The sequence below is a fragment of the Pseudomonas sp. HMSC067G02 genome (genome assembly GCF_001813485.1).
GTDB classification, from domain to species: domain Bacteria; phylum Pseudomonadota; class Gammaproteobacteria; order Pseudomonadales; family Pseudomonadaceae; genus Pseudomonas; species Pseudomonas aeruginosa.
Map to the genome: position 1 here is coordinate 100,300 of NZ_KV812726.1, position 20,815 is coordinate 121,114.

21 protein-coding genes and 1 other RNA gene are annotated in these 20,815 nt (G+C 67.9%); 10 read left to right on the top strand and 12 right to left on the bottom strand.

Features of this window, described 5'->3' with window-relative positions; translation table 11 throughout:
- From HMPREF2914_RS27700 to HMPREF2914_RS27710, 3 genes are all read left to right on the top strand, one after another.
- A partial coding sequence (locus HMPREF2914_RS27700) for a GspE/PulE family protein (RefSeq protein WP_049266072.1) occupies positions 1-746 on the top strand: 746 nt, incomplete at its 5' end.
- Between the two features lie 221 nt (positions 747-967).
- Entirely contained in the window at positions 968-1,420 is a 453-nt protein-coding gene (locus HMPREF2914_RS27705; RefSeq protein WP_003109994.1) for an NfeD family protein, read from the top strand.
- 131 nt (positions 1,421-1,551) lie between these two features.
- A complete protein-coding gene (locus HMPREF2914_RS27710) occupies positions 1,552-1,881 on the top strand; it encodes a DUF2388 domain-containing protein (protein WP_003096280.1) in 330 nt (109 codons plus the stop codon).
- 34 nt (positions 1,882-1,915) lie between these two features.
- Here HMPREF2914_RS27710 and gcvP read toward each other — a convergent pair whose 3' ends face one another.
- From gcvP to HMPREF2914_RS27740, 6 genes are all read right to left on the bottom strand, one after another.
- Positions 1,916-4,792 (bottom strand): aminomethyl-transferring glycine dehydrogenase, encoded by a 2,877-nt coding sequence (gene gcvP / locus HMPREF2914_RS27715; RefSeq protein WP_023980289.1) that lies wholly within the window; start codon positions 4,790-4,792, stop codon positions 1,916-1,918.
- Between the two features lie 173 nt (positions 4,793-4,965).
- Positions 4,966-5,355, bottom strand: coding sequence for a glycine cleavage system protein GcvH (gene gcvH, locus HMPREF2914_RS27720; RefSeq protein WP_003107397.1), 390 nt, complete (start codon positions 5,353-5,355; stop codon positions 4,966-4,968).
- Positions 5,356-5,401: 46 nt separating this feature from the next.
- A complete protein-coding gene (gcvT, locus tag HMPREF2914_RS27725) occupies positions 5,402-6,484 on the bottom strand; it encodes a glycine cleavage system aminomethyltransferase GcvT (protein WP_003136048.1) in 1,083 nt (360 codons plus the stop codon).
- A gap of 150 nt (positions 6,485-6,634) precedes the next feature.
- Positions 6,635-8,254 (bottom strand): ABC transporter permease, encoded by a 1,620-nt coding sequence (locus HMPREF2914_RS27730; RefSeq protein ID WP_014604115.1) that lies wholly within the window; start codon positions 8,252-8,254, stop codon positions 6,635-6,637.
- A 67-nt stretch (positions 8,255-8,321) separates the two neighbouring features.
- The gene (locus HMPREF2914_RS27735) at positions 8,322-9,320 is read right to left on the bottom strand and encodes an extracellular solute-binding protein (RefSeq protein WP_003096289.1); all 999 of its coding nucleotides are present in this window, start codon (positions 9,318-9,320) and stop codon (positions 8,322-8,324) included.
- Positions 9,321-9,387: 67 nt separating this feature from the next.
- Positions 9,388-10,302 (bottom strand): LysR family transcriptional regulator, encoded by a 915-nt coding sequence (locus HMPREF2914_RS27740; RefSeq protein WP_003110664.1) that lies wholly within the window; start codon positions 10,300-10,302, stop codon positions 9,388-9,390.
- Positions 10,303-10,398: 96 nt separating this feature from the next.
- Between HMPREF2914_RS27740 and HMPREF2914_RS27745 the strand changes: the two genes are divergently transcribed.
- Positions 10,399-11,592 (top strand): MFS transporter, encoded by a 1,194-nt coding sequence (locus HMPREF2914_RS27745; RefSeq protein ID WP_023092743.1) that lies wholly within the window; start codon positions 10,399-10,401, stop codon positions 11,590-11,592.
- A 38-nt stretch (positions 11,593-11,630) separates the two neighbouring features.
- Positions 11,631-12,452 (top strand): hypothetical protein, encoded by an 822-nt coding sequence (locus HMPREF2914_RS27750; RefSeq protein ID WP_003118038.1) that lies wholly within the window; start codon positions 11,631-11,633, stop codon positions 12,450-12,452.
- 36 nt (positions 12,453-12,488) lie between these two features.
- Here the strand turns inward: HMPREF2914_RS27750 and HMPREF2914_RS27755 are convergent, their stop codons facing one another.
- The 5 genes from HMPREF2914_RS27755 to HMPREF2914_RS27775 are packed head-to-tail and all read right to left on the bottom strand — an operon-like array spanning position 12,489 to position 17,312.
- A complete protein-coding gene (locus tag HMPREF2914_RS27755; protein WP_023092744.1) occupies positions 12,489-13,706 on the bottom strand; it encodes a 2-octaprenyl-3-methyl-6-methoxy-1,4-benzoquinol hydroxylase in 1,218 nt (405 codons plus the stop codon).
- Between the two features lie 28 nt (positions 13,707-13,734).
- Complete coding sequence (locus HMPREF2914_RS27760; protein ID WP_003099189.1) at positions 13,735-14,217, bottom strand: hotdog fold domain-containing protein; 483 nt, start codon at positions 14,215-14,217, stop codon at positions 13,735-13,737.
- A 4-nt stretch (positions 14,218-14,221) separates the two neighbouring features.
- Entirely contained in the window at positions 14,222-15,406 is a 1,185-nt protein-coding gene (gene ubiH / locus HMPREF2914_RS27765) for a 2-octaprenyl-6-methoxyphenyl hydroxylase (protein ID WP_003096305.1), read from the bottom strand.
- A gap of 7 nt (positions 15,407-15,413) precedes the next feature.
- A complete protein-coding gene (gene pepP / locus HMPREF2914_RS27770; RefSeq protein ID WP_003096308.1) occupies positions 15,414-16,748 on the bottom strand; it encodes a Xaa-Pro aminopeptidase in 1,335 nt (444 codons plus the stop codon).
- A 9-nt stretch (positions 16,749-16,757) separates the two neighbouring features.
- Positions 16,758-17,312, bottom strand: coding sequence for a YecA/YgfB family protein (locus HMPREF2914_RS27775; protein WP_003099193.1), 555 nt, complete (start codon positions 17,310-17,312; stop codon positions 16,758-16,760).
- Between the two features lie 188 nt (positions 17,313-17,500).
- On the opposite strand from HMPREF2914_RS27775, the gene HMPREF2914_RS27780 reads away from it, so the two are divergent.
- From HMPREF2914_RS27780 to HMPREF2914_RS27800, 5 genes are all read left to right on the top strand, one after another.
- Entirely contained in the window at positions 17,501-17,710 is a 210-nt protein-coding gene (locus HMPREF2914_RS27780; RefSeq protein ID WP_003096314.1) for a TIGR02449 family protein, read from the top strand.
- Positions 17,707-18,021: a cell division protein ZapA gene (locus HMPREF2914_RS27785; protein ID WP_003096316.1), complete on the top strand. Its 315-nt coding sequence runs from the start codon at positions 17,707-17,709 to the stop codon at positions 18,019-18,021. Before HMPREF2914_RS27780 ends, HMPREF2914_RS27785 begins: the two co-directional genes overlap by 4 nt.
- A gap of 33 nt (positions 18,022-18,054) precedes the next feature.
- Positions 18,055-18,233, top strand: a non-coding RNA gene (gene ssrS, locus HMPREF2914_RS27790) — 6S RNA.
- Positions 18,234-18,242: 9 nt separating this feature from the next.
- Positions 18,243-18,854, top strand: coding sequence for a 5-formyltetrahydrofolate cyclo-ligase (locus tag HMPREF2914_RS27795; protein WP_003096321.1), 612 nt, complete (start codon positions 18,243-18,245; stop codon positions 18,852-18,854).
- Positions 18,855-19,220: 366 nt separating this feature from the next.
- Positions 19,221-19,679 (top strand): EVE domain-containing protein, encoded by a 459-nt coding sequence (locus HMPREF2914_RS27800; RefSeq protein WP_023092745.1) that lies wholly within the window; start codon positions 19,221-19,223, stop codon positions 19,677-19,679.
- A gap of 9 nt (positions 19,680-19,688) precedes the next feature.
- On the opposite strand, the gene HMPREF2914_RS27805 is transcribed toward HMPREF2914_RS27800, so the two are convergent.
- Positions 19,689-20,813 (bottom strand): ABC transporter permease, encoded by a 1,125-nt coding sequence (locus HMPREF2914_RS27805; RefSeq protein ID WP_003110669.1) that lies wholly within the window; start codon positions 20,811-20,813, stop codon positions 19,689-19,691.
- Positions 20,814-20,815: the final 2 nt, after the last annotated feature.

Sequence of the window (20,815 nt, forward strand, 5' to 3'; positions counted from 1 at the left end):
TCACCGGCCCCACCGGCTCGGGCAAGACCACCACGCTCTACACCACGCTCAAGCAACTGGCCACCGACGAGGTGAACGTCTGCACCATCGAGGACCCGATCGAGATGATCGAGCCCTCGTTCAACCAGATGCAGGTCCAGCACAACATCGACCTGACCTTCGCCAGCGGCGTACGCGCCCTGCTGCGGCAGGACCCGGACATCATCATGGTCGGCGAGATCCGCGACCTGGAGACCGCCGAGATGGCGATCCAGGCGGCGCTCACCGGGCACCTGGTGCTCTCCACCCTGCACACCAACGACTCGCCCACGGCGATCACCCGCCTGCTCGAACTGGGCGTGCCCTACTACCTGATCCGCGCCACGGTGCTAGGGGTCATGGCCCAGCGCCTGGTGCGCACGCTCTGCCCGCACTGCAAGGCGCCGATGCAACTGGCGGACAGCGACTGGCACGAACTGACCCGCCCCTGGAGCGCCCCGCCGCCCAGCGGCGCGCACCAGGCCGTGGGTTGCCTGGAGTGCCGCGACACCGGCTATCGCGGGCGCGCCGGCGTCTATGAAATCATGCTGCTCAGCGATAGCCTGAAAGAACTGATCACCGCCGACACCGACCTGGTCGCCCTGCGCCGCCAGGCGTACAAAGAAGGCACCCGCAGCCTGCGCCTGTCCGGCGCGCAGAAGGTCGCCGCGGGTATCAGTACGCTGGAGGAAGTACTGCGGGTGACCCCGCAGAGCGAACAGAAGTAGCGGCACATCCCGTCGGCGGAGTTCCGACGGTTGCACGGCACAACGCCGGACGGGCCTGCCAGGCCCACAGACAAGGATGTAGACGATGACGAGCGCTCCCCCCGCCGTCCCCGCGCCGACGCTCCCCAGCCCCGGCGCACCGCACCTGCGGCGAGCCGCGAGCGGCGTCCCTGGCCCGATGTGGCTCGGCCGGCCGCCGAGCCGGCGCTGAGGGCCGGCCGATGGAAATCCTGCTGCTACGCCTGGACTTCTGGGACTGGCTGGCCTTCGGTACCGTCCTCCTGCTCCTGGAAATCTTCGGTGCCGGCGGCTATCTGCTGCGGGTCGGCCTCACCGCCGCTTGTGTCGGTGCGCTCGGCGCGCTCCTGCCGGGACTGGCCTGGCCCTGGCAGGTAGGGCTGTTCGTCCTGCTCTCCGGGCTGGTCGCCGCCTTGCATCGACGCCGTCGCCGCAAGGCCGGTAGCGTCGAGGAAACGCCAGGGTTGCAGCGACGCGGCGACGACCTGTTCGGCCGCACCTTTCCCTTGCACCGGGCGATCGTCGGCGGGCTCGGCGAGCTGCGCGTCGAGGACGCGTTATGGCTGGTCAGCGGTCCCGACCTGCCGCGCGGCGCCCTGGTCCGGGTCACCGGCCAGGACGGCGCCCTGCTGCACGTCGAGCCTGCCGCGCCCTGAATCGCTGTAGCTCCCGGCCGGCGGGGGCTGTACGGCAGCGGAAAAAGCGACCGGACGGTCATCCCCGCTGGAACTCCGGGACGGCAAACGCGATCTGATGTAACACGCAGCCCCCTATCAGGAGTTCCCCCATGCGTTCCGTCAAACTCGCCGCCGCCACCCTGGTCATCGCCGCCCTGCCGCTGGGCTCGGCCATGGCCGATACCTTCTGGCGCAACATCATTTCCTCGGGTGCCACCACGGCCTCCACCTACCTGACCTTCCGCCACGACCACAAGCTGATCGTCGCCGCGCAGGACGACGCCGGCAGCTACATCGCCAGCGACGGCGCGATCCGCGGGCCGTACCTGGAAGCCGCCCTGCAGAAGCTGCGCAACGACAACCCGGACCTGCAGGCCAGCGACATGGAACTGGCCAGCGCGATCCTCGCCGGCGGCGAGCAGTCCGCCGTCCAGCAGTAGGCCCCGGCGACCTCGCCTCCGCCCGGAGGCGAGGTCACTCGCGGTAGTCGTCCAGCGGCACGCAGGCGCAGAACAGGTTGCGGTCGCCGTAGACGTTGTCCACCCGGTTAACCGCCGGCCAGTACTTGAACGCCCGCGCATGTTCGCTCGGGGTCACCGCCTCCGCGATCTCGTAGGGTCTCTGCCAGATCCCGGTAACGTCGGCCAGGGTATGCGGCGCCCGTTTCAGCGGGTTGTCCTCCGCCGGCCAGTCGCCGCTTTCCACCTTGCCGATCTCGGCCCTGATGCTCAGCATCGCCTCGACGAAGCGATCCAGCTCCGCCTTCGACTCGCTCTCGGTCGGCTCCACCATCAGCGTGCCCGGCACCGGGAAGGACATGGTCGGGGCGTGGAAGCCGTAGTCCATCAGGCGCTTGGCCACGTCTTCCTCGGTGATCCCGGTCTGCGCCTTGAGCGGTCGCAGGTCGAGGATGCATTCGTGGGCGACGCGCTCGTTGCGCCCGCGGTAGAGCACCGGGAACGCCCCGTCCAGGCGGTTCGCCAGGTAGTTGGCGGAGAGGATCGCCACCTCGCTGGCGTCGGCCAACTGCGGGCCCATCATGGCGATGTACATCCAACTGATCGGCAGGATGCTGGCGCTGCCCCAGGGCGCCGCGCTGACCGCGTCGTTCAGCGGGTTCGGCCCTTCGACGCGGATCACCGGGTGGTTGGCGACGAACGGCGCCAGGTGCCGCTTGACCCCGATCGGCCCCATGCCCGGTCCGCCACCACCATGGGGGATGCAGAAGGTCTTGTGCAGGTTCATGTGCGAGACGTCCGCGCCGATGTCCGCCGGTCGCGCCAGGCCGACCTGGGCGTTGAGGTTGGCGCCGTCCATGTAGACCTGGCCGCCGTGGCGGTGGACCACTTCGCAGATCTCGCCTATCCCCTCCTCGTAGACGCCGTGGGTCGAGGGATAGGTGATCATCAGGCAGGACAGCCGGTCGCCCGCCTCGGCCGCCTTGAGGCGCAGGTCGTCGAGGTCGACGTTGCCGCGGGGATCGCACTCGACGATCACCACCCGCATGCTGGCCATGATCGCCGAGGCCGGGTTGGTGCCATGCGCCGATGCGGGAATCAGGCAGATGTCGCGCTGGCTATCGCCGCGGCTCTGGTGGTAGCGGCGGATCGCCAGCAACCCGGCATATTCGCCCTGTGCTCCCGAGTTCGGCTGCATGCAGATGGCGTCGAAGCCGGTGATCGCCCGCAGCCAGGCTTCCAGTTCGTCGATCATCCGGCGATAGCCCTCGGCCTGCTCGCGCGGCACGAACGGATGCAGTTCGGCGAATTCCGGCCAGGTGATGGGGATCATCTCGCTGCTGGCGTTGAGCTTCATGGTGCAGGAGCCGAGCGGGATCATCGCCTGGTTCAGCGCCAGGTCCTTGCCTTCCAACTGGCGCAGGTAGCGAAGCATCTCGGTCTCGCTGTGGTGGGCGTTGAACACCGGATGCTGCAGGTAGGCCGAAGTGCGTTGCAGGACCGCCGGAATGCCGTCGGCCACCGCCCCGCCATCCAGGTGCGCGACATCCAGCCCGTGGCCGGCACCGAGGAAGATCTCGAACAGGGTCGCCAGGGTCGCCGCGTCACAGGTTTCGTCGAGGCTCAGGGCCAGCCGCCGGTCGTCGACCACGCGCAGGTTGACCCGCGCCGCCCGCGCCCGCTCGAGGATCGCCGCCTGACGCTCGCCGACCTCGTAGGTCAGGGTGTCGAAGAAGTGCCGGTTGAGCCGCCGTAGTCCCTTGCTTTCCAGGCCCGCCGCCAGCAGCGCGGTCAGGCGCTGGACGCGTTGGGCGATGCGTTTCAGCTCCTGCGGCCCATGGTAGACGGCATACAGCGAAGCAATGTTGGCCAGCAGCACCTGGGCGGTGCAGATGTTCGAGTTGGCCTTTTCCCGACGGATGTGCTGCTCGCGGGTTTGCAGGGCCATGCGCAACGCCGGGTTGCCGCGGGCGTCGCGGGAAACGCCGATGATCCGCCCCGGCATTGCCCGCTTGTACCCTTCGCGGGTGGCGAAGAACGCCGCGTGCGGCCCGCCGTAGCCCATCGGTACGCCAAAGCGCTGGGCGCTGCCGAGCACCACGTCGGCACCGAGTTCCCCCGGCGGGGTCAGCACCAACAGGGCGAGCAGGTCGCTGGCGACGCAGGCCAGCGCCTGTTGACCGTGCAACGCCTCGATAAGCGGGCGCAGGTCGCGGATCTCGCCACGACTGTCCGGGTATTGCAGCAAGGCGCCGAACACCGCGTGGGCGGCAAGATTGTCCGGCTCGTCGACGACCAGCTCGAAACCGAACGCCTCGGCGCGGGTACGCAACACCGAAACGGTCTGCGGATGGCAATGCGCATCGACGAAGAACCGGTTGCTCCTGGCCTTCGCCACCCGCCTGGCCAGGGCCATGGCCTCGGCGGAGGCGGTGGCTTCGTCGAGCAGCGAGGCGCTGGCCAGGTCGAGTCCGGTGAGGTCGATGGTCAGTTGCTGGAAATTCAGCAGCGCTTCCAGGCGGCCTTGGGCGATTTCCGGCTGGTAGGGCGTATAGGCGGTGTACCAGCCGGGATTCTCCAGCACGTTGCGGAGGATCACCGGCGGCGTCACGGTGCCGTAGTAGCCCATGCCGATCAGGCTGGTCCAGCGCTGGTTGAGCCCGGCGTAGCCGCGCAGGCGCGCCAGGGCGGCCTGTTCGTCGAGCGCGGCGGGCAGTTCCAGCGGCCGGTTGAGGCGGATCGCCGGCGGCACCGTCTGCACGATCAGTTCGGCGCGAGTGGAAACTCCGAGGAAATCCAGCATGGCCTGCTGTTCCGCCGGATCGGGGCCGAGGTGGCGGCGCAGGAAGGCATCGGCGGGCTGGAGCTGGGCGAGGGACGGCGTCTGCGACATGGCTTCGGTCTCGTTGAGGGCGGCATCGCCCTGCCAGCGATCGTCGCCGAACGGATATCGAATGAGAAAGCAACGACGGCGAAAACGCATTTCGCCGCTGCAAAAAGAACAAAGCCTCGAATGATCGAGGCCTTGTCCAAGGATAGCGGGTTTTGTCGCGACTACGCGGCGGCTCAGCCTTCCGCGTCGACGGCGGCCTGGTAGCCAGCGGCGTCGAGCAGCTTGTCCAGCTCGGCCGGATTGCTCGGCTTGAGCTTGAAGAACCAGGACGCGTACGGGTCGTTGTTGACGTCTTCCGGGGTGTCGGCCAGGGCTTCGTTGATAGCGATGACTTCGCCGCCGATCGGCGAATAGATGTCGGAGGCGGCCTTCACCGACTCGACCACGCCCGCTTCCTGACCGGCGGCGAGGGTCTTGCCCAGCTCCGGCAGCTCGATGAAGACCACATCGCCAAGGGCTTCCTGGGCATGGTCGGAAATGCCCACGGTAACGCTGCCGTCGGCTTCCAGACGCGCCCATTCGTGGCTCTGGGCGTAACGCAGTTCGGCGGGAATATTGCTCATCTTGTTTTCCTCGAAGTCGGGGGCGACGGCGGTCGCCATTGCCAGGTTAGATCAGGGGCTTGCCGTGACGCACGAAACTGGGCTGGACCACCCGTACCGGGTACCACTTGCCGCGGATTTCCACCTCGGCGCGGTCGCCGGTGGCGGCCGGCACGCGGGCCAGCGCGATGGACTTGTTCAGGGTAGGCGAAAAGCTGCCGCTGGTGATCTCCCCCTCACCAATGCCAGCTACCCGCACCACCTGGTGGGCGCGCAGCACGCCGCGCTCCTCCAGAACCAGGCCGACCAGCTTCGGCTGGTCGCCGGCGGCCTTCTGCGCTTCCAGCGCGCGGCGGCCGACGAAGTCCCGCGCAACCGGCTCCCAGGCTACGGTCCAGCCCATGTTGGCGGCAAGCGGGGAAACGCTTTCGTCCATGTCCTGGCCGTAGAGATTGAGCCCGGCCTCCAGGCGCAGCGTATCGCGCGCCCCCAGGCCCGCCGGGGAGATCCCGGCGCCAACCAGCTCGTTGAGGAAGCCTGGCGCCTCGGCGGCCGGCAGCATGATTTCCAGGCCGTCCTCGCCGGTGTAGCCGGTGCGGGCGATGAACCAGTCGCCCTCGGCACGGCCCTGGAACGGCTTGAGTTCGCGTATCAGCGCGGCGCGTGCCGGGGATACCAGTTCGGAGCTGTGCACGCGGGCGTTGGGGCCCTGGATGGCGAGCATCGCCAGGTCGCCGCGTTCCTGCAGGTCGACCTTGAAGCCGGCGGCCTGCGCCTGCATCCAGGCGATGTCCTTGTCGCGGGTGGAGGCGTTGACCACCACCCGGTAGCCGTTCTCGGTCAGGTAGACGATCAGGTCGTCGACCACCCCGCCCTCTTCGTTGAGCATCGCGCTGTAGAGCGCCTTGCCGGTCTCGCCGAGGCGCGCCACGTCGTTCGCCAGGAGATGCTGCAGATAGGCCGTGGCCTGCTCGCCGGCGACGTCGACCACGGTCATGTGGGACACGTCGAAGACGCCGCAGTCACGCCGGACCTGATGGTGCTCCTCGACCTGCGAACCGTAGTGCAGCGGCATGTCCCAACCGCCGAAATCGACCATCTTGGCGCCGAGCGCGACGTGCAGCTCGTAAAGCGGGGTGCGCAATCCCATGGGTATTCTCCTTCCGGGCGTAGCGGGTGCCGTCGGCAGGGGCCGCCGGCACGAAATCGCGCGCATTGTAGCCGCAAGCCCCGGAGCAGGACACCATGGAAGCGTGCCGCGATCTGTGCATAGACCCTACGGCCTGCATGGATACTAGGCTCAGCGATCGGAATGATGGGCAGAACGACGAATCAACCCGACCACCGGTAGCAGGCCGACCAGCACCAGGGTCAGGGCCGGCAGCGAGGCGCGCGCCCATTCGCCCTCGCTGGTCATCTCGAAGATCCGTACGGCCAGGGTGTCCCAACCGAAGGGACGCATCAGCAGGGTCGCCGGCATCTCCTTGAGCACGTCGACGAAGACCAGCAGCCCGGCGCTCAGCGAGGCCGGCAGCAACAGCGGCAGGTAGACCCGCAGGAACAGCAGCGGGCCGCCCACGCCGAGGCTGCGCGAGGCTTCCGGCAGCGACGGGCGGATCCGCGCCAGCCCGCTTTCCAGCGGCCCGTAGGCCACCGCCATGAAACGGATCAGGTAGGCCAGCAGCAGGGCGAACAGACTGCCCAGCAGCAGCGGCTTGCCGGCGCCGCCGAGGGCGCTGGAAAGCGGGATCACCCAGTGATTGTCCAGCCAACTGAAGGCCAGCATGATCGAAACCGCCAGGACCGAGCCCGGCAGCGCATAACCGAGGTTGCCCAGGCCCACCGCGCCGCGGATAGCGCGGGTCGGCGCCAGGCGCACGGCGAAGGCCAGCAGCAGGGCCACGGCGACCGTCGCCAGTGCGGCGATGCCGCCCAGCGTCAGGGTATGGCCGATCAGGTCCCAGTAGCGCTCGTCGAGGTCGAAACGGCCCTGGCGCCAGAACCAGACAACCAGTTGCGCCACGGGAATCACGAAGGCGCAGAGGAACACCAGCCCGCACCAGGCGCTCGCCGCCAGCGCCCTGGCGCCGCGCAGGCGGTACAGCGGCGCGCCGCGCGGACGCTCGCTGGCGGCCTTGGCCCGGCCTCGCGTGTGGCGCTCGCCGAGCAGCACCAGGCATACCCCGAGCAACAACAGGCTGGCCAGCTGGGCGGCGCTGGAGAGGCTGTAGAAGCCGTACCAGGTCTTGTAGATGGCGGTGGTGAAGGTATCGAAGTTGAACACCGATACCGCGCCGAAGTCGGCCAGGGTTTCCATCACCGCCAGCGCCAGGCCGGCGCCGATCGCCGGCCGCGCCATCGGCAGGGCGACCCGCAGGAACGCCTGCCAGGGCGACAGGCCGAGGACCCGCGCGGCTTCCATCAGGCCCTTGCCCTGGGCGATGAAGGCGCTGCGCGCGAGCAGGTAGACATAGGGATAGAACACCAGCACCAGGACCAGGATCACCCCGCCGGTGGAGCGTACGCGCGGCAACCGCAGGCCGCTGCCGAACCACTCGCGCAGCAGGCTCTGCACCGGTCCGGCGAAATCCAGCAGGCCGACGAAGACGAACGCCAGGACGTAGGCCGGGATCGCGAACGGCAACATCAGCGCCCAGTCCAGCCAGCGCCGCCCGGGGAATTCGCAGAGGCTGGTGAGCCAGGCTAGGCTGACCCCGAGCAGAGTCACGCCGATGCCGACGCCGAGCACCAGGGTCAGGGTGTTGCCGAGCAGGCGCGGCAACTGGGTATCCCACAGGTGGCTCCAGATTTCCCGGTCGATCTCCAGCCAGCTCAGCAGCAGCACGCTGAGCGGCAGCAGCACCAGCGCGGCAACGGTGAAGGTGATGGGGTACCAGCGGCGGGGAGCGGGATGGGCCACGAAATCCTCGGTGCGGAACGAACGACGCCCCGCTCGGACGAGCCGGGGCGCCGAGTATAACCGGCGGTCAGTTCCAGCCGGCGCGGTCCATCAGGCGAATCGCCTCGGCCTGGCGCTTGCCGGCGACTTCCACCGGGATGCTGTCGGCCTTGAAGCTGCCCCAGCTGGCGACTTCGGCTGACGGCGCGACCTGCGGGTTGGCCGGGAATTCCTGGTTGATCCCGGCGAACAGCGCCTGGGCGTCGGGCCCGGTCATCCATTCCACCAGCGCCTTGGCTGCCTCGGGATGCGGTGCGTGGCGAGTCAGGCCGATGCCCGACAGGTTGACGTGGACGCCGCGGTCGGCCTGGTTCGGCCAGAACAGCTTGACCCGCAGGTTCGGGTTCTGCTTGTGCAGGCGTCCGTAGTAGTAGGTATTGACGATGCCGACGTCGCACTGGCCGGCGTCCACCGCCTGGATCACCGCGTTGTCGTCGGCGAATACGTCGGTGGCCAGGTTGTTCACCCAGCCCTGGAGGATTTCCTCGGTCTTCTGCGCCCCGTGGGTCTCGATCAGGGTCCCGGTCAGCGACTGGTTGTAGACCTTCTTCGCCGTGCGCAGGCACAGGCGGCCTTCCCATTGCTTGTCGGCCAGGGCTTCGTAGGTGCTCAGCTCTTCCGGCTTGACCCGCTCGGTGGAGTAGACGATGGTCCGCGCGCGCAGCGACAGTCCGGTCCAGCTATCGGTGCTGGAACGATACTGCGAGGGAATGTTCCGTTCGATGGTGGCCGACTTGAACGGTTGCAGCAGGCCCATCTGCTCGGCCTGCCAGAGGTTGCCGGCGTCCACGGTGAGCAGCAGGTCGGCCGGGGTGTTCGCGCCTTCGGCCTTGATCCGCGCCATCAGCGGCGCTTCCTTGTCGGTGATGAACTTGACCTTCACGCCGGTCTTGCTGGTGTAGGCATCGAACACCGGCTTGATCAGCTCGTCGATGCGCGAGGAATACACCACCACTTCGTCGGCGGCCTGGGCCAAGCCGGTGATGCCCAGGGCCAGGGCGGCGAGTAGAGCTTTGCTTGCCTGCATGAAGAACAGCCTCGTCAGCGGAACGTAGGCACGAATGATAAGAAATCTCGCTTGCGAACCCGCGCGACTAAATGTGTCGGGGTGTTTCGCCTGCGTCCAGGCCGCCGAGGATGGCGAGAAACGCCTCCACCGCGGCGCTGCGGCCATGGCGGCGGGTGAAGACGAGGAAATCGGCCAGCGCCTCGGGCTCGGCCAGCGGGCGATAGACGACTCCGGCCCGGGCCAGCGCGGTGCTGCAACGCGGCACCAGGGCAACGCCCTGGCCGGCCGCGACCAGGGCGATGATCGAGGTGATCTGGCGTCCGGCCGGTCCCCTCGTCAGCGCCAGCCCGGCCTTCCGGTAGAGGCGCTCGATCAGTTCGTTGAGACCGGAGCCGTAGTCCAGTGGAAACAGGATCAGCGGCCGATCACGCAGATCGTACAGGTCGATCCGCTCTTGCCGCGCCAGCGGATCGCCGTTGGGCACCGCCACCACCAGCGGCTCGCCGCCCAAGGCCAGCACCTCGATGCCGACCTGGCCTTCCGGCGGCGGCAGGCGCCCCAGCCCCACATCGATGCCGCCTTCGGCGATCTGCGCCCATTGCGCTGCCGAAGCGCCTTCGAGCAGCTCCAGTTGCACCTCCGGGTGGCGCTCGCGGAACAGTCGGATCGCCTCGGTGAACAGGTCCGACAGGGCGATGGAGCTGGCGTAGCCCAGGGTCAGGTGGCCGGCCAGCCCCTGCGCCAGCTTGCGGGCGAAGCCGGCGGTGCGCTCCAGTTGGTCCAGCAGGCCGCGTGCGTAAGGCAGGAACAGGCTGCCCTCGGCGGTGAGGGTCACCGCCCGGCTGGAGCGGTCGAACAGGCGAAAGCCCAGCTCTTCCTCCAGCGCGGATATCTGCCGGGTCAAGGGCGGCTGCGCCATGTGCAGGCGCTGGGCGGCGCGGCCGAAATGCAGGGTTTCGGCAACGGCTGCGAAGCAGCGCAGGCGGCGTAGGTCGAGCATGCGGTTCCTCGGTATCGATCGGTCCTGAATCGGTATTGGCCAGCCCGTCGGGAGCGCCCCTATAACAGGGGGTTTCTCGTCCAGGCAGAGCGTTCCATGAATTCGTCCCAGGGTTTCCCCCGCCTCGCGCTGTTTCTCTGCGGTTGCGCTGCGTTCCTCAATCTCTATACCACCCAAGGCATCTTCGACGAACTGGCGGCGAGCTTCCACATCAGCGCCCATCAATCGAACTGGAGCATCACCGCCACCACCCTGGCGGTGGCCCTCGCCGCGCCCTTCGTCGGCCGGCTCAGCGGCGGTCGCGAGCGCAGCCGGGTGATCGCCTTCGCCGCCAGCCTGCTCTGCGTGCCCATGCTGCTGGCCGCCCATGCCGGCAGCTTCGCCGCCTTCCTGCTCTGGCGCTTCGCCGAGGGGATGCTGATTCCCCTGCTGTTCGCCAGCAGCGTGGCCTACATCGGCGAGCGCTGGAGCGGCGGCGCGGTCATCGAGCTGACCAGCCTCTATGTCGCCGGGACCATCCTCGGCGGCTTCGCCGGACGCTTCCTCACCGGCCTGCTGAGCGAGGAATGGGATTGGCACGTCGCCTTCCGGATCCTCGCCGGGCTGACCCTGCTCATCGCCGTCGCCATCCGCGCGCTGCTCCCTGCCAATTCTGGCAGGCACTCGCCCGCACCCGGGAAACGCCCCTTAGTATCCCGTGAACTGTTCCGGGCTCCGCTGCTGTCGTCCTACGCGGTGGGGTTCTGTGTCCTCTTTTCCCAGGTCGCCATGTTCACCTATATCGGCATCCATCTCAGCCGTCCGCCGTACAGCCTGGACACCGCTCAGCTCGGCTCGATCTACGCGGTGTTCCTCCTCGCCCTGCTGGTGATTCCCGCCAGCGGCCGCCTGGCCCGCGCCCGCCCGCACAGCCAGTTGCTGCTGGGCGCATCGCTGCTGGGCGTCTGCGGCTCGCTGCTGACCCTGGCGCCGGGCCTGCCGACGATTCTCGTCGGCCTGGCTCTCAGCGCCACCGGCGTGTTCCTCGCGCAGTCCACGGTCAACGCTTTCACCGCCAGCAACGCCGGGACCGACAAGGCCGGCGCCGTCGGCCTCTACCTGACCTGCTACTACGCCGGCGGCAGCCTCGGCGCGGTGCTGCCGGCGCCATTCTGGGACCGCTGGGGCTGGCCGGGCTGCCTGGGCCTGATCCTCCTGGCCCAGTTGCTGCCGTTGCTGATGACCCGCTACGGCGGGTCCGCACCACAGGCCGAACGCGCGGCCCTGCGCGCGTCGCAAGGAAGACCGTAACCATCGCAAGAACAACAAGAACCGACAGGAGGTTAGCCATGAACCATGTCATCACCCCCCACAGCAAGCTGCTCGGCGTCATCGAGCCGGTCCTCAACGACATGCCCGCCGGAACCCTGCGCCACGCACTGTTCCGGGCCTTCTGGGACGAGACGGCGTCGTTGCTGGACATTGAGGACGCCTTCGCCCGGGTCACCGCCCGGCGCCAGGCGGTCGAGCCGCTGCGCAAGTTCTTCGCCAGTTGGTCGAAGACCAACAACTCGGCGGCCAGCGTTTCCGGACTGGCCAATCGCCTTACCCTGCTGGCCCGTTCGGAACAGGGTTCGGCAGCGGCAGACCAGCTCTATCGAGCCTGCGGCAGCCTGCAACGGATCACCGACGAAGACCTCGGCGCCCTCGGCAACACCGTGCATGCCGATCTTTTCTACACCATGGCCACCACCCTTTGCGGCGACGACCGCTGGCTGCTGCGCGAGAACTGCCTGCCTTCGGCGCAGGCGTTCAAGGACTGGACCGACCGCCAGCGCCTGCGCGAGCGCGACCTGATGCAGGGACTGCTGACCACGCTGGTACACGAGGTCTATACCCACGGCGAGGTGGAGTACATCCACCCGCTGTACAAGGAATGGTTCAGCCGCGACATGGGCGTACCCGCCGAACGCGCCCGCGCCACCGTGGCCTGGGTAACGGTGCACACCGGCGGCACCGAGAGCAATCACTTCGCCCACGCCACGGCGGCGGTGAACGCCTTCGTCGAGGCGATGGAAATCGAGGTGAACGAAGAAGCCGCGCGCAACCTGTTCGGGCTCTACCTGCGCAACAAGGCGCAGGTCATGCGTGACTGCGCGGCGCTGTTCTGAGGACTGGCGGCCCTCCCGTCAGGGGAGCCGCCCCGCTCAGACTCGTGCCAGCGCCGGCAGGTCGCCGCTGAGGCCAAGCGCCTGGCGGACGAACAGCGCCTTCGCCTCGTGATGGCTGTCGACCAGGCGCAGGCCGGCGTTGCGCAGCCAGCGCAGCGGCAACCGGTCGGCCTGGAACAGGCGTTCGAAGCCTTCCATTGCCGTCATCATGCCCAGGTTGTACGGCATCCGCCGCCGCTCGAAGCGACTCAGCACGCGTTCGTCGGCAAGCCGTTCGCCGCGCTCCAGGGCGTGCAACAGGACCTCGGACAGCACCGCCGCATCGAGGAAACCCAGGTTCACGCCCTGTCCGGCCAGCGGGTGGATGGTGTGCGCAGCGTCGCCGACCAGCGCCAGGCCCGGCTCGACGTAACGCTTGGCGTGCCGCTGGCGCAGCGGGATGCACAGGCGCCGGTCGGCATGCAGGATGGCGCCCAGGCGCCGTTCGAAAGCTTCGCCGAGGGCAGCGCGGAAGCCATCCTCGTCCAGCGCCATCAGCCGTTCTGCCTGTTCCGGGGTGGTCGACCAGACGATCGAGCACCAGTGTTCGTCGCCGCGGTCCGGCAGGGGCAGGAAGGCCAGCGGGCCGTCGTCGGTGAAGCGCTGCCAGGCGGTTGCGCGGTGCGCGTTCTCGCAGCGCACGCTGGTGACGATGGCGTGGTGCAGGTAATCCCATTCGCGGGTGGCGCAGCCGGCCAGGCGGCGTACCGCCGAGTTGGCGCCGTCGGCGGCGACCACCAGCGGCGCGCGCAGCTGACGGCCGTCGGCCAGGGTCAGCAGCCAGTCGTCGCCGGAGTGGCGCATCTGTTCCAGGCGCGCGTTGGCCAGCAGGCCGGTGGTGGAATCGTGCAGGCGTTCCAGCAGGGCGTCCTGCACCACCCGGTTCTCGACGATATGGCCGAGCACCTCGGCGTGCACGCTGGCGGCGCTGAAGCCGATCCGCCCGGTGCCGGAGCCATCCCACACCTGCATCTCGCGATAGGGCTCGGCGCGGCGCGCGACGATGCCGTCCCAGGCGTGCAGGCGCTGGAGAATCCGCCGGCTGGCTTCGGACAGCGCGCTGACCCGCGGCTCGTAGGGCGCCTCCGGCTTGAATGGCGCCACGTCGAGCGAGCCGCCGTCCACCAGCAGCACCTCCAGGCCGCTGCCCTCCAGGGCCAGGGCCAGGGCGCTACCGACCATGCCGGCGCCGACGATGACCAGATCCGCGTGCATATCCTCGTTCTCCACTCGTGGGCCCTCTTCAGGCCGCGTTCCGCAGGCGCGGCTTGAGCCGCACGTACAGGGTTTTCTGAACCCGCGCCACCAGGGTGCCGGCGTCGTCGCGCACTTCGGCGTGCAGCCGGGGCAGGTACTTTTCGCCGCCGGCGGTCCGCTCACGGACCTCGTCGAGCAGCTTCTGGTCGATGCTGAAATGCGCATGCACCGGGCCCTTGCCCGGGCTGACGAACTCGATGTTGGCCGCCTTGTCCCAGACCACGTAGTCGCGGCCCAGGTTCTCCATCAGCATCAGCATGAAGAACGGGTCGGTCATCGCGTAGAGGCTGCCACCGAACTGGGTGCCTACATAGTTGCGATTGAGCCGGTTCAGGCCCATGCGCACCCGAACCTCGCGGAAATCGCCGGCGATGTGCCGCACACGGATGCCCGCCCCCAGGAAGGGCGGGTAGAGGTTCATGGCGAAGCGCAGCAGGCGGGCCTTGCGCGCCCTCGACCAGACCGGCATGGCGCTACAGCGGCCGCGCGCCGAGGCCCATGGCCTGACGGGCGAACCAGCGCTTGGCCGGCGGCAGCAGGTCGAGCCCGAGCAGGCCGAGGTTGCGCCCGGCACCGAGCAGCGCGCGGTCGTTGGAGAACAGCCGGGTCACCCGGTCGGAGAAGCCGACGGTCATCTGCTGGTCCAGGCGCTGCCCATCGAGGTAGCGCTGCAGCACGGCGAACTCGCCCAGCGGCGCGTCGTCGTGGAGCAGGGCGTCGACCAGCGCCAGGGTGTCGCGCAACGACAGGTTGAAGCCCTGGCCGGCGATGGGGTGCAGACTGTGCGCAGCGTTGCCCAGCACCACCAGGTGCGGACGCACCTGCTCGCGGGCCTCGACCAGGTGCAAGGGGTAGCAGTGCCGTGCGCCGACCTGGCGGAAGGCGCCGAGGCGGTAGCCGAAGGCAGCCTGCAGCTCGCCGAGGAAGGCCGCGTCATCGAGGCCACGCAGACGTTCGGCGTCCTTGCCTGGGCGGGTCCAGATCAGCGCGCAACGGTTCTCCGGCAACGGCAGCAGGGCCATCGGACCGCTGGGGGTGAAGCGCTCGAAGGCCTGCCCGAGGTGCGCCTCGGAGGGCGATACGTTGGCGATCAGCGCAGTCTGCCGGTACGGCGTCTGCTCCACGGCGATGCCGAGTTGTTCGCGCAGCCCGGAACGACCGCCATCGGCGAGGATCGCCAGCTCGCAATCGAGTTGCGTCTCGTCGTCGAGGGTAAGCCGGTAACCGCCCTCCCGGGCTTCCAGGGTCTTCACTTCGGCCGGGCAGTGCCAGCGCACCACCTCGGGGTCGAGCGCCTTCCACAGGCACTGGCCGAGCCAGGCGTTCTCCACCACGTAGCCCAGCGCCGGCACGCCTTCCTCGATGGCGGTCAGGCGGGTGGCGCCGAAGCGGCCGCGGTCGGAAACATGGATATGCAGGATCGGCTCGGCGCGCTCGGCGATCGCCGGCCACAGGCCGAGTCGCTCGTAGATCTGCCGGCTGCCGTAAGACAGCGCCGAAGAGCGGGCGTCGTAGCTGGGCTGGTAGGCATTGCCGGGGGCGAAGGGTTCGATCAGCACGATCGACCAGCCGCGCTCCCGAGCGCCGGCCTGCAGGGCCAGCGCCAGCGAGGCGCCGACCAGGCCCCCGCCGATGATCGCCAGGTTGACCTTGCTCATCGTCACCTCAGGCTGCCTCGCTCTTGGCCGCGGCCATCAGCGCCTCGATCTCGGCGACGGTCTTCGGCACGCCGTTGGTCAGCACTTCGCAGCCATTGCGGGTGACCACCACGTCGTCCTCGATGCGTACGCCGATACCGCGCCACTTCTTCGCCACCGAGGTATTGTCCGGGGCGATGTAGATGCCCGGCTCGACGGTCATCGCCATGCCCGGTTCGAGCACCCGCCATTCGCCGCCGACGCGGTACTCGCCGACGTCGTGCACGTCCATCCCCAGCCAGTGGCCGGCGCGGTGCATGTAGAAAGCCTTGTAGGCCTCGTGGGCGATCAGCTCGTCGACGTCGCCCTCCAGCAGGCCCAGGCGCACCAGCCCGGCGGTGATGACCCGTACGGTGGCCTCATGGGCCTCGTTCCAGTGGCGACCGGGGGCGATGTAGTCGAACGCCGCCATGTTGGCTTCCAGCACCAGTTCGTAGATCGCCTTCTGCTCGGGGCTGAAGCGGCCATTGGCGGGGAAGGTACGGGTGATGTCGCTGGCGTAGCAGTCGATCTCGCAGCCGGCATCGATCAGGATCAGGTCGCCGTCCTTGATCGCCGCATCGTTCTCGCGGTAGTGCAGGATGCAGGCGTTGCGTCCGGCGGCGACGATCGAGCCGTAGGCCGGCATCTTCGCCCCGCCCTTGCGGAACTCGTATTCCAGCTCGGCTTCCAGGTGGTACTCGAACAGCCCCGGCCGGCACACCTCCATCGCCCGGATGTGCGCCCGGGCGGAGACCTCGGCGGCGTAGCGCATGACCTTCACTTCGTTGGCGCTCTTGTACAGCCGCTGGTCGTGCAGCAGGTGGTCGAGGGCAACGAACTCGTTCGGCGGCTGCGCGCCCTGGCGGGCCTTGGAGCGGATCACGTTGATCCAGTCCATCAGCCGGCGGTCGAAGTCGGGATTGGCGCCAAGGGCGTAGTAGACCCGGTCGCGGCCTTCGATCAGGCCGGGCAGGATGTCGTCGATATCGCCGATGGGAAAGGCGTCGTCGGCGCCGTACTGGCCGATCGCACCGTCCTGGCCGGCGCGCAGGCCGTCCCACAGTTCACGCTCCGGATCCCGCTCGCGGCAGAACAGCACGTATTCGCCGTGGGCACGGCCGGGAATCAGCGCCATCACCGCCTCCGGCTCGGGGAAGCCGGTGAGGTACTGGAAGTCGCTGTCCTGGCGGTAGACATGCTCGACGTCGCGATTGCGGATGTACATCGGCGCCGCCGGCAGGATAGCGATGCTGTTGGGTTCCATCTGCGCCATCAGCGCCTTGCGCCGACGGGCGTACTCCGACTTGGGGATACGGATCATGCAGAAACCTCAGTGCAGTGAAGGCTTGGGAGCGGGCTCCAGCGGCTTGCCGCACTCGGCGAACAGCAGCAACGGAGCGACCCGCAGGTATTCCATGACTTCCATATAGTCCGTCTCGCCGTCCTCGCTGTCTTCCAGTTGGCCCTGGACCTGGGCGATGGCGGCCATGTCCTGCAGCACTTCCTCGGCTTCGCCGGTCAGGCTGCCTTCGCGGGCGGTGAGGCCGAAGCCGGCGAGGAAACCCTGGCACCATTGGCCGAGCGCCTCGGTGCGCTGGGCGAGCGGGGTTTCGTCGTCGGGCAGGAGCATGACGACGGCGACCTCGCCGGCGGAAAAGTCCTGCCGGACCATGCCGAGCAGGCCGGACAACGCGGCCTTGAGTCGTTCGCCCGGCGCGCCGCCGAGCAGTTCGGCGGCAGCGTGTTGCCAGGCGGCCTCGTCGAAGCCGGCGCCGGCGCAGACCCGACCCAGCAGATGGCCGTGCAGTTCGGCCGGCGAGACCGGCATGGCCGCCTCGGCGAGAAGGGAGGAAAAGGCGCTGTAGGCGGAATTCTGAGTGGACATCTCGGGACCCTGACGGCTGGGCGCCATTGGGGCGCTACACGTGAAATGAAGATGGTTATCCTAGCACCGCCCGCCCCGGCAAGACCATGCGACCGGTTGCCGGCGCGCCGGCCCGGCCGGGGCATTGGCCCCGACCGGGGACGATCCTATATAGTTGTCCAATCACCCCAATTCCCAAGCGAGAGCCCATGGAAGACGCCGATCTGCAATTGTTGACGGCCAAGTTCGACCAGCTGCTCCAGAAGCTGGAACAGCTCAAGGCGGAGAACCGGCTGCTGCGGGCGAACGAAAAGTCCTGGCGCGAAGAGCGCGCTCATCTGATCGAAAAGAACGAAATGGCGAGACACAAGGTCGAAGCGATGATTTTGCGTCTGAAAGCCTTGGAGCAGGACACATGAGCCAGTCGAATACCCTCACCGTGCAGATTCTCGACAAGGAATACTGCATCAATTGCCCGGACGACGAGCGCGCCAACCTGGAAAGCGCCGCCCGTTACCTGGACGGCAAGATGCGCGAGATCCGCTCCAGCGGCAAAGTCATCGGCGCCGACCGGGTTGCCGTGATGGCCGCCCTCAACATCACCCACGACCTGCTGCACCGCAAGGAGCGCCTGGACCAGGAAAGCAGCTCGACCCGCGAGCGCGTGCGCGAACTGCTCGATCGCGTCGACCGCGCCCTGGCGAATCCGGCCGATGCCGGCGAAGCCTGACCCGGGCACGGCCAATTCGGGTATACTGGCCTCCGCTCCCTGGTGTGTTGGCCAGTCGGTGATGTCCCTGAGCCGATAACTGCAACAACGGAGGTTGCCAGTTGGACCGGTGTGCATGTCCGCACGACGGAAAGCCTTAAGGTCTACTGCAACCGCCACCTTGAACTTTCGGGTTCAAGGGCTAACCCGACAGCGGCACGACCGGGGAGCTACCTTTCCACATGATCGAATCGCAAGACCTCAGCCGCCCGGCCCTGCGCCGCAAGCTCCGCCAGGCGCGCCGCGCGCTCTCCCCCCTGCAGCAACGCCTCGCCGCCCGCGCCCTCTATCGACAACTGGCGCAGCATCCCCTTTTTCGCCGTGCCCGCCATATCGCCCTGTACCTGCCCAACGACGGCGAGATCGACCCGCGTCCGCTGCTGCGTGCGGCGCAGAAGCGCGGCAAGGCCACCTACCTGCCGGTGCTGGCGCCCTGGCCGCGGACGCGCATGGTGTTCCAGCGGGTCGGCAGCGGCGAACGCTGGACCCGCAACCGCTTCCGCATCAGCGAACCGCTGGCCGACGCCGGCCGCCAGCGCAAGGCCTGGGCGCTGGACCTGGTACTGCTGCCGCTGGTGGGGTTCGACGAACAGGGCGGGCGCCTGGGCATGGGCGGCGGCTTCTACGACCGCAGCCTGGCCTACCTGGCGAGGCGCAAAAATGGTCACAAACCGACGCTGATCGGCCTGGCCCATGAATGTCAGAAGGTGGATCGACTGGCGCTGGCCAGCTGGGACATTCCCCTGGCGGGAACGGTGACCGATGCGGGCTGGTACGTGGCAGGGAAACGCTAGGAAGGAGGGAGAACCCTGGGTACCGCGTTCCATGCGATACCCGGCGAGTCTTACGGCTGTTGCGTCACCTGGGCGGGCGTACTGGCCTGTCGTTCCCAGAGGCTCTGGGTATAACCGGTGGTGACGACCCCAAGTCCGAAGATGATGACCAAAACCCACAGCAAGTCTGGCTTGCGCTTCATCGATTGCCTCCCCCTTCCAGGCAATTTTCGAGGCCGGTCCTTGCGATTATCTTATCGCCTGAGCACCCTGCCCCGCTGAAAAACGGCATTTTCCGATAAGCTGAAGTCATACGCAATTACACCGGCGACCGGTGGTCACGCGCAGACGTTTCCTACGTACATCTACGAAAGAGGAGCAAAGTTCATGCCTGCCTACTGGCTGATGAAATCCGAGCCGGACGAACTCTCGATCCGCGACCTGCAGCGCCTCGGAACCGCCCGCTGGGATGGCGTGCGCAACTACCAGGCGCGCAACTTCATCCGCAGCATGAACCCCGGCGACCTGTTCTTCTTCTACCACTCCAGTTGCCCGCAGCCCGGCATCGCCGGTATCGCCCGCATCGAGGGCGAAGCCTATCCCGATCCCACGGCCCTGGATCCCGCCAGCCCTTACCACGACCCCAAGGCCAGCACCGAGAAGAATCCCTGGAGCGCCCGCGACGTCAGCTTCGTCGAAGCCTTCGCCGAGGTCGTTCCACTGGCCCGGCTGAAGGCGCAGGACGCCCTGGCCAACCTCGCCCTGGTGCAGAAGGGCAGCCGTCTCTCGGTGATGCCGGTCAGCGCCGAGGAATGGCAGGCGATCCTGCCGCTGGCGAAACGCTGAAGCCATCGCTCAGGCCATCTGCGAGATGGTCCGGCGGAAACGCCAGAGCGCGCCGAAGAAGAACGCCGAACCGATCGCCACGATGCCGGCGAACTGCGGCCAGACGATGTCGAAACCGGCGCCGCGGAACAGGATCGCCTGGGCCAGGCTGACGAAATGCGTGGTCGGAGCCGCCAGCATGATGTTCTGCACCAGTTCCGGCATGCTTTCCCGTGGCGTGCTGCCGCCCGAAAGGATGTTCAGCGGCAACAGCACGAGGATGGTCAGCAGCCCGAGCTGAGGCATCGAGCGCGCCACCGTGCCGAGGAATATGCCCATGGAGGTGGTGGCGAACAGATGCAATCCGGCGCCGAGCAGGAACAGCCCCACCGAGCCGCTGATCGGCACGTCCAGCCAGCCACGCACCACCCACTGCAACGAGAGCCCCGCCGCCACCAGCACCACCAGCCCCATCGACCAGACCTTGGCCATCATGATCTCGAAGGCCGACAGCGGCATCACCAGCAGGTGCTCGACGGTGCCGTGCTCGCGCTCGCGGATCAGCGCGGCGCCGGTGAGGATGATCGACAGCATGGTGATCTGGTTGATCACTTCCATCACCCCGCCGAACCAGGCCTGGGTCAGGTTCGGGTTGAACTCCATGCGCACCTCGATCTGCGCCGGCATGCTCGGCTCCGCGCGGTAGCGGCTGACGAACTCGCGCACCTCGGTGGCGACGATGTTCTGGATGTAGCCCGCGCCGGAGAACGCCTGCCCGGTCTGGGTCGCGTCGACGTTGACCTGGATCGAGGGCTTGCGCCCGGCCAACACGTCGCGCTGGAAGTCCGGCGGAATATCGAGGGTGAAGGTATACAGGCCGACGTCCATGCCGCGATCCATCTCGGCATGCCCGATCATTTCCGGCGGCCGGAAGTACGGGGGCTGGAAGGCATTGACGATACGCGACGAGAGTTGCGAGCGGTCCTCGTCGACCACCGCGATCGGCGCGTGATGCAAGGTTTCCGGAATACCGGTAGCGGAACTGTAGACGCCCAGGGTGAAGGCCCAGACGATCAGTGCCAGCATCGCGTAGTCGCGGCCGAGGCTGCGGAACTCCTTGATGCCCAGGTTGAAGATGTTGGCCAGGCTGCGCATCG

What these genes read in the sequence shown, in the direction of transcription:
- HMPREF2914_RS27785 (WP_003096316.1), top strand. Translation starts at nt 17,707, where the DNA reads ATGAGCCAGTCGAATACCCTCACCGTGCAGATTCTCGACAAGGAATAC.
- HMPREF2914_RS27750 (WP_003118038.1), top strand. Translation starts at nt 11,631, where the DNA reads ATGAACCATGTCATCACCCCCCACAGCAAGCTGCTCGGCGTCATCGAG.
- gcvT (WP_003136048.1), bottom strand. Translation starts at nt 6,484, where the DNA reads ATGGGATTGCGCACCCCGCTTTACGAGCTGCACGTCGCGCTCGGCGCC.
- HMPREF2914_RS27740 (WP_003110664.1), bottom strand. Translation starts at nt 10,302, where the DNA reads ATGCTCGACCTACGCCGCCTGCGCTGCTTCGCAGCCGTTGCCGAAACC.
- HMPREF2914_RS27710 (WP_003096280.1), top strand. Translation starts at nt 1,552, where the DNA reads ATGCGTTCCGTCAAACTCGCCGCCGCCACCCTGGTCATCGCCGCCCTG.
- HMPREF2914_RS27705 (WP_003109994.1), top strand. Translation starts at nt 968, where the DNA reads ATGGAAATCCTGCTGCTACGCCTGGACTTCTGGGACTGGCTGGCCTTC.
- HMPREF2914_RS27800 (WP_023092745.1), top strand. Translation starts at nt 19,221, where the DNA reads ATGCCTGCCTACTGGCTGATGAAATCCGAGCCGGACGAACTCTCGATC.
- HMPREF2914_RS27745 (WP_023092743.1), top strand. Translation starts at nt 10,399, where the DNA reads ATGAATTCGTCCCAGGGTTTCCCCCGCCTCGCGCTGTTTCTCTGCGGT.
- ubiH (WP_003096305.1), bottom strand. Translation starts at nt 15,406, where the DNA reads ATGAGCAAGGTCAACCTGGCGATCATCGGCGGGGGCCTGGTCGGCGCC.
- gcvP (WP_023980289.1), bottom strand. Translation starts at nt 4,792, where the DNA reads ATGTCGCAGACGCCGTCCCTCGCCCAGCTCCAGCCCGCCGATGCCTTC.
- HMPREF2914_RS27760 (WP_003099189.1), bottom strand. Translation starts at nt 14,217, where the DNA reads ATGCCGGTCTGGTCGAGGGCGCGCAAGGCCCGCCTGCTGCGCTTCGCC.
- HMPREF2914_RS27775 (WP_003099193.1), bottom strand. Translation starts at nt 17,312, where the DNA reads ATGTCCACTCAGAATTCCGCCTACAGCGCCTTTTCCTCCCTTCTCGCC.
- HMPREF2914_RS27755 (WP_023092744.1), bottom strand. Translation starts at nt 13,706, where the DNA reads ATGCACGCGGATCTGGTCATCGTCGGCGCCGGCATGGTCGGTAGCGCC.
- HMPREF2914_RS27735 (WP_003096289.1), bottom strand. Translation starts at nt 9,320, where the DNA reads ATGCAGGCAAGCAAAGCTCTACTCGCCGCCCTGGCCCTGGGCATCACC.
- HMPREF2914_RS27780 (WP_003096314.1), top strand. Translation starts at nt 17,501, where the DNA reads ATGGAAGACGCCGATCTGCAATTGTTGACGGCCAAGTTCGACCAGCTG.
- HMPREF2914_RS27795 (WP_003096321.1), top strand. Translation starts at nt 18,243, where the DNA reads ATGATCGAATCGCAAGACCTCAGCCGCCCGGCCCTGCGCCGCAAGCTC.
- HMPREF2914_RS27805 (WP_003110669.1), bottom strand. Translation starts at nt 20,813, where the DNA reads ATGCGCAGCCTGGCCAACATCTTCAACCTGGGCATCAAGGAGTTCCGC.
- pepP (WP_003096308.1), bottom strand. Translation starts at nt 16,748, where the DNA reads ATGATCCGTATCCCCAAGTCGGAGTACGCCCGTCGGCGCAAGGCGCTG.
- gcvH (WP_003107397.1), bottom strand. Translation starts at nt 5,355, where the DNA reads ATGAGCAATATTCCCGCCGAACTGCGTTACGCCCAGAGCCACGAATGG.